Origin of the sequence: Mesorhizobium sp. M1A.F.Ca.IN.020.06.1.1 (genome assembly GCF_004023265.1) — a bacterium.
In the GTDB taxonomy this organism is placed as follows: Bacteria; Pseudomonadota; Alphaproteobacteria; order Rhizobiales; family Rhizobiaceae; genus Mesorhizobium.
Map to the genome: position 1 here is coordinate 1 of NZ_RZSR01000091.1, position 10,328 is coordinate 10,328.

Annotated in this window: 11 protein-coding genes; 10 read left to right on the forward strand and 1 reads right to left on the reverse strand. The window is 64.9% G+C overall.

Translation table 11 applies throughout. The features are described 5' to 3' along the window. The 9 genes from glyA to EOA60_RS06645 form a co-directional block, all read left to right on the forward strand. A partial coding sequence (gene glyA / locus EOA60_RS06605; RefSeq protein WP_164899205.1) for a serine hydroxymethyltransferase occupies positions 1-914 on the forward strand: 914 nt, incomplete at its 5' end. 79 nt (positions 915-993) lie between these two features. Further along, entirely contained in the window at positions 994-1,581 is a 588-nt protein-coding gene (locus EOA60_RS06610; RefSeq protein WP_095824860.1) for a hypothetical protein, read from the forward strand. 217 nt (positions 1,582-1,798) lie between these two features. Continuing rightward, positions 1,799-2,278 (forward strand): transcriptional regulator NrdR, encoded by a 480-nt coding sequence (gene nrdR / locus EOA60_RS06615; RefSeq protein WP_059184872.1) that lies wholly within the window; start codon positions 1,799-1,801, stop codon positions 2,276-2,278. 2 nt (positions 2,279-2,280) lie between these two features. Continuing rightward, the gene (gene ribD / locus EOA60_RS06620) at positions 2,281-3,408 is read left to right on the forward strand and encodes a bifunctional diaminohydroxyphosphoribosylaminopyrimidine deaminase/5-amino-6-(5-phosphoribosylamino)uracil reductase RibD (protein WP_164893997.1); all 1,128 of its coding nucleotides are present in this window, start codon (positions 2,281-2,283) and stop codon (positions 3,406-3,408) included. Positions 3,409-3,469: 61 nt separating this feature from the next. Continuing rightward, a complete protein-coding gene (locus EOA60_RS06625; RefSeq protein WP_095824740.1) occupies positions 3,470-4,087 on the forward strand; it encodes a riboflavin synthase in 618 nt (205 codons plus the stop codon). A 429-nt stretch (positions 4,088-4,516) separates the two neighbouring features. Next, the gene (gene ribH, locus EOA60_RS06630) at positions 4,517-5,011 is read left to right on the forward strand and encodes a 6,7-dimethyl-8-ribityllumazine synthase (protein WP_067000738.1); all 495 of its coding nucleotides are present in this window, start codon (positions 4,517-4,519) and stop codon (positions 5,009-5,011) included. Beyond that, entirely contained in the window at positions 5,008-5,502 is a 495-nt protein-coding gene (gene nusB, locus EOA60_RS06635) for a transcription antitermination factor NusB (RefSeq protein WP_095824739.1), read from the forward strand. Before ribH ends, nusB begins: the two co-directional genes overlap by 4 nt. After that, entirely contained in the window at positions 5,499-6,719 is a 1,221-nt protein-coding gene (locus EOA60_RS06640) for an MFS transporter (RefSeq protein WP_095824738.1), read from the forward strand. The genes nusB and EOA60_RS06640 overlap by 4 nt, the downstream gene beginning before the upstream one ends. Before the next feature lie 235 nt (positions 6,720-6,954). Then, on the forward strand, positions 6,955-9,096 hold the full coding sequence (locus EOA60_RS06645; RefSeq protein ID WP_067330052.1) for a sodium-translocating pyrophosphatase: 2,142 nt from the start codon (positions 6,955-6,957) through the stop codon (positions 9,094-9,096). A 139-nt stretch (positions 9,097-9,235) separates the two neighbouring features. Here the strand turns inward: EOA60_RS06645 and EOA60_RS06650 are convergent, their stop codons facing one another. Then, a complete protein-coding gene (locus tag EOA60_RS06650) occupies positions 9,236-9,751 on the reverse strand; it encodes an outer membrane protein assembly factor BamE (protein WP_067000750.1) in 516 nt (171 codons plus the stop codon). Between the two features lie 117 nt (positions 9,752-9,868). Here EOA60_RS06650 and EOA60_RS06655 point away from each other — a divergent pair. Then, positions 9,869-10,328, forward strand: a 460-nt coding sequence (locus EOA60_RS06655) for a ubiquinol-cytochrome C chaperone family protein (protein ID WP_128311165.1), incomplete at its 3' end; no start/stop codon positions are given.

Sequence of the window (10,328 nt, forward strand, 5' to 3'; positions counted from 1 at the left end):
CCGGCGGCCATCTCACGCATGGCTCGCCGGTCAACATGAGCGGCAAATGGTTCAAGGTCGTTTCCTACGGGGTGCGCAAGGACGACCACCTGCTCGACATGGACGCGATCGAGAAGACCGCGCATGAGACGAAGCCGAAGCTGATCCTGGCCGGCGGCACGGCCTATTCGCGCATCTGGGACTGGAAGCGTTTCCGCGAGATTGCCGATTCGATCGGCGCCTATCTGATGGTCGACATGGCGCATATCGCCGGGCTAGTCGCCGGCGGTATGCACCCGTCGCCGCTGCCTTATGCGCATGTCGTGACCACGACGACGCACAAGTCGCTGCGCGGGCCCCGCGGCGGCATGATCCTGTGCAACGACGAGGAGATCGCCAAGAAGATGAACTCGGCGGTTTTCCCAGGCCTCCAGGGCGGCCCGCTGATGCATGTCGTCGCGGCCAAGGCGGTGGCGCTCGGCGAGGCGCTGAAGCCGAGCTTCAAAGCCTATGCCGAGAGCATCGTCGCCAACGCCAAGGCGCTGGCTTCGAGCCTGCAGGAAACCGGCCTCGACATCGTGTCGGGCGGCACCGACAACCATCTGATGCTGGTCGACCTGCGCCCGAAAAACGCCACCGGCAAGCGCGCCGAGGCGGCTCTCGGCCGCGCCAACATCACCTGCAACAAGAACGGCATCCCCTTCGACCCCGAAAAGCCGTTCGTCACCTCCGGCGTTCGCCTCGGCACACCGGCCGGCACCACGCGCGGCTTCGGCCAGGCCGAGTTCCGCGAGATCGGCAAGCTGATCGCCGAGGTGCTGGACGGGCTGAAGGCGGCGAATTCCGACGAGGGCAATGCGGCAGTCGAGGCTGCGGTCAAGGCCAAAGTCACGGCGTTGACGGATCGCTTCCCGCTCTATCCTTATCTCGGTTGACCGGAAGCCGCGCGTCATCTTTTATCCGCCGGCAGTGCGCCGTCCTGATTGGGCGGCGTCGCGAACTGGAGACTTGATGATGCGCATTTTCCATCTTGCCGCCTTGGCCCTGGTCGGCTCGCTGGCCGGTTTCGCCGTGTCCGGCGCGGCCGGGCAGGAGCAGGCGCAGCCGGATTCGAATTTGCCGGCCACAAACACCTTCGGCAGATGGACCACGATCATCGACACGCTCGACACCGGGCAGGATGCGCACAAGACCTGCGCGGCCTCCGCAGCTTTCGTCGACGGCATCGGCAATGCTGGCACGCTAACGCTGTCGATCTCGACCGGCGACGCGTTGCCGCCGGATGCCTATCCCGCCATCATGATCGCCGTCGACAACAAGGACCTGCCGACCGGCAAGGACATCGCGGCGACCTTCGGCGACCCCGGCATCAAGGTTTCCGCGAAAGTCTATTCGAATGCCGTCGGCGGTCGTCCCAGCTGGACGGTCGACAACCAGGCGAAGACAAGTCTCGCTCTGCTGCGCGCCATGCGCAAAGTCACCTCGCTCGATGTTGTTTTTGGCAAGCAGACCGTCGCCAGCATTCCGATGGACGGCTTCACCAAGGCCTACCGCAACCTCGGCACGTCCTGCGGATTCCCGACCAAGGACGTCGCGCCCTGAACCGACCGGGCACGACAGGGGCAGGGCGCTGGCAATCTTTCTCGCGCCTCGCTATCTCTGAGAAATGAAAGGCTCCAAGCCTTCCGCTCACCAGAGCGAGATGACGCTTCCTTGAATCGCCATCTCGCTCTAAGATTTTGTTTTTGAAGCATGATCTTCTCCGAAGAGTCTGCAACTTTTCGGGATCATGCTCTGAATCGCAAACCCAAGGCTCTCCATGCGCTGCCCCTATTGCCAGTCCGAAGATACGCAGGTGAAGGATTCGCGTCCCGCCGAGGATGGCGCGGCGATCCGCAGGCGCCGCGTCTGTCCGGACTGCGGCGGCCGCTTCACCACCTTCGAGCGCGTGCAACTGCGCGATCTCGTCGTCATCAAGAAGTCCGGCCGCAAGGTGCCGTTCGACCGCGACAAGCTGCTGCGCTCGGTCGAGATCGCGGTGCGCAAGCGCAATGTCGACCCCGAGCGGATCGATCGCGCCGTGACCGGCATCGTGCGCCAGCTCGAAAGCTCCGGCGAGACGGAAGTGGCCTCCGGCGAGGTCGGTCGGCTCGTCATGGAGGCGCTGAAATCGCTCGACGACGTCGCCTATGTCCGCTTCGCTTCGGTCTATCGCAATTTCCGTGAAGCCAAGGATTTCCACGAGTTGCTGGGCGAACTGAAGGGCGATGAAGAAAAGACCGAAGAGGACGCCGGCTGATCATGGCGAAAGCTCAATTGGGCGGGGCCGAGCAAGCAGCCCTTGATCGCCGTTTCATGGCGGCGGCCATCCGGCTGTCGCGCCGCAATGCCGGCCGCACCGCGACCAACCCTTCCGTCGGCACCATCATCGTGCGCGACGACGGCGCCGGCCCGATGATCGTCGGCACCGGCGTCACTGCTGTCGGCGGCCGGCCGCACGCCGAGACCGAGGCGCTGGCCGAGGCCGGCGAACTGGCCCGCGGCGCCACCGCCTATGTGACGCTTGAGCCCTGCGCCCATCACGGCCGCACGCCGCCTTGCGCCGCCGCGCTGGTCAATGCCGGCATTGCGCGCGTCGTCGGCGCGGCAAGCGATCCCGATCCGCGCGTTTCCGGCAAGGGTTACGCCATGCTGCGCGCCGCCGGCATCGAGGTCGTGGAGAAGGTGCTCGCCACAGAGGCCGCCGAGCAGATGGCCGGCTATCTGATTCGATCTTTGAAGAAACGTCCCGAAGTGACGCTGAAGCTTGCGCTTTCGAGCGACGGCAAGATCGGCCGCAAAGGCGCCGGCCAGGTCGCCATCACGGGTGAGATCGCCAGGCGCGAAGTCTATCTTATGCGCGCGGAGGCCGACGCTATCCTCGTCGGCATCGGCACTGCGCTGGAGGACGACCCGGCGCTGACCGTGCGCCTGCCGGGGTTGGAGAACCGCTCCCCGGCTCGCATCATCCTCGATCGCCAGATCCGGCTGCCGGAGTCGTCGAAGCTCGTTTCCGGGGTGGATCGTGTCCCGCTCTATGTCGCGGCATGCGCCGAGGCCGACCCGCAGCGGCGGGCTGCGCTCGAACGCGCGGGCGTGCACTTCATCGGCACTGAAACTTACGAGAGCGAAGTAGCCCTGCCGGAACTGCTCGAGGATATTGCAGCCCTCGGCATGGCGAGCGTGCTGGTCGAAGGCGGCGCCAAGGTAGCCGAGGCCTTCCTGGCGGAAGACCTCGTTGACCGCATCGTCCTGTTCCAGGGACCGGAGGCGATCGGCGAGGATGGTATCGCCTCGCCGATCGACGCTGCGCATATCGCGCCGGGATTCCGCAAATTGCGTGAGATGCGCTTCGGCGAGGACAGCTATGCCGAGTGGGTAAGACCATGATCCCAAAAAGTGGGAAATGGTTTTCGGATAAGAGCATGGTCAAACTGGAAGACACGATCTGATGTTTACGGGAATCGTTACGGATGTCGGCACTGTCGCTTCGGTGAAGCCGCTCAGCGAAGGCGTCGGCCTGCGCATCGACACGGCCTATGACCCGGAAACGATCGCGATCGGCGCTTCGATTTCCTGCGGCGGCGTCTGCCTGACCGTAACGGCGCTGCCCGAGAACGGCTCGAACGCGCGCTGGTTTGAGGTGGAAGCCTGGGAAGAGGCGCTCAGGCTGACGACTGCATCCGGTTGGAAATCGGGCACCAGGATCAATCTCGAACGGGCGCTGAAGATCGGCGACGAGCTCGGTGGCCATATCGTCTCCGGCCATGTCGACGGCACGGCGAAAATCGTGGAGCGCAGGGAAGAGGGCGATGCCGTGCGCTTCACGCTGGAGGCGCCGCGTCACCTGGCGAAGTTCATCGCGCCGAAAGGCTCCGTCGCGCTCGACGGCACCTCGCTTACCGTCAACAAGGTCGAAGCTACGCGCTTCGATGTGCTTCTGATCCAGCACTCGCTGAGCGTCACTACCTGGGGCGAGCGCCAGGCTGGCGACCGCGTCAACATCGAGATCGATACCATGGCCCGGTATGCCGCGCGCCTCGCCGAGGCGGCGAAACAGGGGCTTTGAGCGAAACCGACCGGTTCCGGGGAGGCGGCGCGGATCGCTGAGGCGCCACGTCGCGCCGGCGCCTCAGCTTCCCTTCTGCTCACGCGATCTGCGGCGCCCCGGCTGGCAACGTCTAAGTGATCAAAGAACAACGAGCCCGATCAGATCAAATTCATCGATGTGGTCAGGCTGGCGGTTACAGGCGGCCTCGAGCGGACGCGGGCACAATATGCCCGCCTGTTCGAAGGCGTCGGACTGAAGCTTGAGCGGGTGATCGGCCCTCGAGCATCGATCTCGACATCGAGGCTTTGCCCGCTAGCTGAAGAAAGCCCCGGAAGATCGCGCGGCTTGCGATCCGGACCTGTCGGGAGATGCTGTGTCGGGCGGCAATCTTGTGCTTGCGATCGATCCGGCTTCGGCCTAAGTCACCGGCAACCCCCGGAGACGTTTATGGCAGGCATATCCCAACACGGCAAAGCGTTCATTCGTCCGCAGGCGAAGGCGCATCTGCTTATCGTCGAGGCGCGTTTCCACGACGACCTCGCCGACGCGCTGCTCGAAGGCGCGACCAGCGCGCTGGACGAGGCCGGCGCCACTTATGACGTCGTGACTGTTCCTGGCTCGCTCGAAATTCCGGCCGTCATCACCTTCGCGCTGGACGGTGCCGGCGAGGGCGGCGTACACTATGACGGCTTCGTCGCGCTCGGCACCATCATCCGTGGCGACACCTATCATTTCGACATCGTCGCCAATGAATCGAGCCGTGCGCTGATGGATCTTTCCGTGCAGGAAGCGGTCGCGATCGGCAACGGCATCCTGACCACCGAAAACGATGCGCAGGCCTGGACGCGGGCCAAGCGCACCGAAGGCGACAAGGGCGGCTTTGCCGCCCGCGCGGCGCTGACCATGATCGCGCTCAAAGAGAAATTCGGAGCCCAATCGTGAGCGATCCTGCCCAGACCGGTGCGGCGCGCCACGCCAACAAGCGCGGTGCCGCCCGTCTTGCCGCCGTCCAGGCGCTCTACCAGATGGACGTGGCCGGCAGCGGTGTTTTCGAGATCACCGCCGAATACGAGGCCTTCCGCCTCGGCAAGGAAGTCGACGGCGCACTTTATCGCGAGGCCGACCCGCAGTGGTTCCGCGCCATCCTGACCGGCGTCGTCGAGAACCAGAAGACCATCGATCCGATCATCCGCCAGGCGCTGACTGACGACTGGCCGCTGTCGCGGCTGGACTCGACGCTGCGCGCCATCCTGCGCGCCGGCGTCTATGAGCTGATGAAGCGCGAGGACGTGCCCGTGGCCGTGATCGTGTCGGAATATGTCGACATCGCCAAGGCCTTCTACGAGGAAGACGAGCCGAAGCTGGTCAACGCCCTGCTCGACCGTGTCTCGCGCCGGGTACGGGGCGAGGGTCGCGGCAAGGACGCATCGTGACCGCCACGGCAGTCGTCGCTGACGCCGGCAGGGAAGCGCGCCGCACGGCAGTGCTCCTCGCGGCCGCGCAAGCGATCGTCGGTTCCGCCGCGCCGATCGCCATTTCCATCGGCGCGCTTGCCGGCCAATATCTGCTCGGCCCCGACAAGTCTCTGGCGACGGCGCCGGTCACCGGCTTCAACCTTGGAGTTGCGCTCGGCGCCCTGCCGGCGGCCGCCATCATCCGCCGGCTCGGCCATCGCGGCGGCTTCATGACCGGCACCATCGTCACCGCCCTCGGCGGGCTGATCGCGACGCTCGCGCTCTTTCAGGCGAGCTTCTGGCTGTTCGCCTTTGGCCTAGGCGTGATCGGTGTCGGCGGCGCCTTCGTGCAGCAGTTCCGCTTCGCCGCCGCCGACAACGCGCCGCCGCAATTCAAGGCGCGCGCCATCTCCTTCGTGCTGGCTGGCGGCATCGTCACCGCCATCCTCGGGCCTCAGATCGTCATCTACACCGGCGACCTTCTGGCCCCGGTGATGTTTGCCGGATCCTTCGCCTCCATCCTGGTGCTGGCCGCCATAGGCGCGATTATCCTTTCCTTCCTGCATACGTCCAGGCGGACGAGCAGCGCCGCCGAAGCCGTCGCAAGCGACGCACGTCCGCTGGTCGAGATCGCCACCCAACCCCGTTTCGTCGCGGCGCTGTTCTGCGCCGTAGGCAGCTATGCGCTGATGAGCTTCGTCATGACCGGCGCGCCGCTCGCCATGGTCGGCTGCGGTCTTTCGACCGACGATGCCACGCTTGGCATCTCCTGGCACGTTATGGCGATGTTCGGGCCGAGCTTCTTCACCGGTTCGCTGATCCACCGCTTCGGCGCCGAGCGCATCGTCGCCATTGGGTTGGTGCTGCTCATCGCCTGCGCAGTGGTGGCGCTCTCAGGCCTTGCGCTATGGCAGTTCTGGACCGCGCTGATCCTGCTCGGCCTCGGCTGGAATTTCGGTTTCATCGGCGCGACCGCCATGGTCGCCGCGAGCTACCATCCATCCGAAAAAGGCAAGGTGCAGGGCTTCCACGACTTCGTCCTGTTCGGCTCCGTCGCCTTCGCCTCGCTGATGTCGGGCGCGGTCTACAATGCCTGGGGCTGGACCATGCTGAACTGGATCGTGTTCCCGGTCGTTGTGCTCTGCTTCCTGGCGCTCGGCACCCTGAAGCTGCCGGGCTTGCGCCGCGCCGACTGACATTGCGCCGTTTGCCGGCGCGCAATCGATCTAAATGCACGGCGGCCCCTGCCGGTGAGTCGCGGCGTTCGTCTTTCCGGCGAAAGCCGGGCAAAAACCGAACAATATCTTGACGTTCCCAGCCCTGTTTCGCATACACCTTAGTCAAGGGGTGGATTCCGTGTGCGGCGTTCATCTCCGTCCCAACGGCCCAGGGAGGGGTTCTTCTGGGCCATCAATCGAGGAAAATTCGGCAATGACCATCATTACCGCCGTCATCGCCTGCGGCTTGCTGTCAGTCCTGTACGCCATCTGGGCGACACGATCGGTCCTGGCGTCCGATCAGGGCAACCAGCGCATGCAGGAAATCTCCGCCGCCATTCGCGAAGGTGCTCAAGCCTATCTGGCGCGCCAGTACACCACCATCGCCGTCGTCGGCATCGTCGTGCTTCTTCTCGCCTGGTGGCTGCTCTCCATCACCTCCGCGATCGGCTTCCTGATCGGCGCCGTGCTTTCGGGCGCTGCCGGCTTCATCGGCATGCATGTCTCGGTGCGTGCCAATGTCCGCACCGCGCAGGCCGCTTCCAACAGCCTGGCCGCCGGCCTTGACATCGCCTTCAAGTCGGGCGCCATCACCGGCCTGCTGGTGGCGGGCCTGGCGCTGCTCGGCGTCTCCATCTATTACCTCATCCTGACCGGCCCAATGGGCCTGCAGCCAAACGACCGCATCGTCATCGACGCGCTGGTCTCGCTCGGCTTCGGGGCCTCGCTGATCTCGATCTTCGCCCGTCTCGGCGGCGGCATCTTCACCAAGGGCGCCGACGTCGGCGGCGACCTCGTCGGCAAGGTGGAAGCCGGCATTCCGGAGGACGATCCGCGCAACCCGGCCACCATCGCCGACAATGTCGGCGACAATGTCGGCGACTGCGCCGGCATGGCCGCCGACCTGTTCGAGACCTATGCGGTGACGGTCGTCGCCACCATGGTTCTGGCCGCAATCTTCTTCGGCGGCACTGCAGTGCTGGGCGCCGCCATGCTCTATCCGCTCGCCATTTGCGGCGCCTGCATCCTGACCTCGATCGTCGGCACCTTCTTCGTCAAGCTCGGCTCCAACGGCTCGATCATGGGCGCCCTCTACAAGGGGCTGATCGTCACCGGCCTGCTGTCGATCGTCGGCCTGGCCGTCGCTACTTCGGCCACTCTCGGTTGGGGAGAGGTCGGCACCGTCGCCGGCATCGTCATCACCGGCAAGAACCTGTTCATCTGCGGCCTGATCGGTCTTCTGGTGACCGGCCTCATCGTGGTGATCACCGAATACTACACCGGCACCAACAAGCGCCCGGTGAATTCGATCGCCCAGGCCTCGGTGACCGGCCACGGCACCAACGTCATCCAGGGCCTCGCGGTCTCCTTGGAATCGACGGCGCTGCCGGCCATCGTCATCGTCGGCGGCATCATCGCCACCTACCAGCTTGGCGGCCTGTTCGGAACTGCGATCGCCGTCACCACCATGCTCGGTCTCGCCGGCATGATCGTGGCGCTCGACGCCTTCGGCCCGGTCACCGACAATGCCGGCGGCATCGCCGAAATGTCGGGCCTGCCCAAGGAAGTGCGCCACTCCACCGACGCGCTCGACGCGGTCGGCAACACCACCAAGGCCGTGACCAAGGGCTATGCCATCGGCTCCGCCGGCCTCGGCGCGCTGGTGTTGTTCGCCGCCTATTCGAACGACCTCAGGTTCTTTGCCGCCAATGGCGACAAGTACCCGTACTTCCAGGGCATGGGCGAGATCTCCTTCGACCTTTCCAACCCGTATGTCGTTGCCGGCCTGATCTTTGGCGGCCTCATTCCGTATCTGTTCGGCGGCATCGCCATGACCGCCGTCGGCCGCGCGGCGGGCTCGATCGTCGAGGAAGTGCGCAAGCAGTTCCGCGAGGACAAGGGCATCATGGCCGGGACCTCGAAACCGAACTACGCGCGCGCCGTCGACCTGCTGACCCGGGCAGCGATCCGGGAAATGATCATCCCGTCGCTGCTGCCCGTGCTGGCGCCGCTCGTCGTCTATTTCGGCGTGCTCCTGATCTCGGGCTCGAAGGCCTCGGCCTTCGCGGCCCTTGGCGCCTCGCTGCTCGGCGTCATCGTCAACGGCCTCTTCGTCGCCGTCTCGATGACCTCCGGCGGCGGCGCCTGGGACAACGCCAAGAAGTCGTTCGAGGACGGCTTTACCGACAAGAATGGCGTCAAGCACCTGAAGGGCTCCGAGGCGCATAAGGCCTCGGTCACCGGCGACACCGTCGGCGATCCCTACAAGGACACCGCCGGCCCGGCGGTCAATCCGGCGATCAAGATCACCAATATCGTGGCGCTGCTGCTCCTGGCCGTGCTCGCGCACGGCTGAGCCACATTCTTTCTGCACCAAGTGACCCGCGGGAGCGATCCCGCGGGTTTTGTTTACGGCCAAGCCGTTTCGGCGAAACAAAAAACCCGCCGAAGCGGATTCGGCGGGTCTTGGTCCGTGGACGTCGCTGACAGCGAACTCAGGGCGTGCCGCCGCCCGGGATCCCGGGCGCCAGCTTGCTGGCGCCGTTGATGATCTGGCTGAGGAAGTTCTGGTCCTTGCCGCCCGTCGGCGTCGTCCTCGAGATGAAGTCGAAGACCTTGCCGTCCTTCAGGCCGTAATTGGCGATCTGGGTGACGCGGCCGTCGGCGCCGAAATAGACCGCCAGCACGTGCTGGTCGACGATGCGCGGGTTGTCGAAGGCGACGTAGCGCTTGCGCGTCTGCGAGATATAATAGAACGCCTCGTTGTCGAAGGTCGCCGTCGTCGACGGCGTGCCCAGCGCAAGAAGAACCTGCTCGCGACTCGATCCGACCGGCACCGAGTCGATCGCCGCCTGGTCGATGACGTAGCCTTTCGTCAGCGTCTCGCTCGGACGCAGATCACCGAACATCTTGGACGAATTGCAGGCGGAAAGCGCGGATACCGCCACCAGCAGAGTGGCCACGCCCGCCCGCACAGGCATGAAAAACGACTTGAATTTCAGCGCACCCAACAACAATTCTCCATCACATCCCCGCAGCTTGCGCTGGGCCGCAAAACCGGTAAACCAGCTTGCATGCCGATGCAACAAGGCCAAATCAAACAAAAGGTCCCCGGGAGACCACCCTCAATGTTCCAGCGCCTTTTTGGTCGCGAACGTCACGCCAACCGCGCCATCACCGAGGCGCTCTACGCACAAATCGTGGCGGCGGCGCGGCAAACGGTGTTTTATTCCGACTGGAATGTGCCGGATACGCCGCTCGGCCGCTTCGAGATGCTGTCGCTCCATATGTACCTGATCCAGCACCGGCTGCGCGGCGAGGGCGGAGCCGCGGCCGAGATCGCTCAGGTGCTGATCGACGAGTTCTTCCTCGATGTCGACCATTCGCTGAGGGAACTCGGCATCAGCGATGTCGGCGTGCCGAAGCGCATGAAGAAGCTGGCAAAGATGTTCTATGGCCGCACTGCGGCCTACGACGAAGCCTTGCGGGACGACGACGGCGCGGCGCTTGCCGTGGCGCTCGCCCGCAATGTCAGGCCCGATGCCGGCGAATGGCCCGAGGCGTCGCTGCTGGCGAATTATGTTAGCG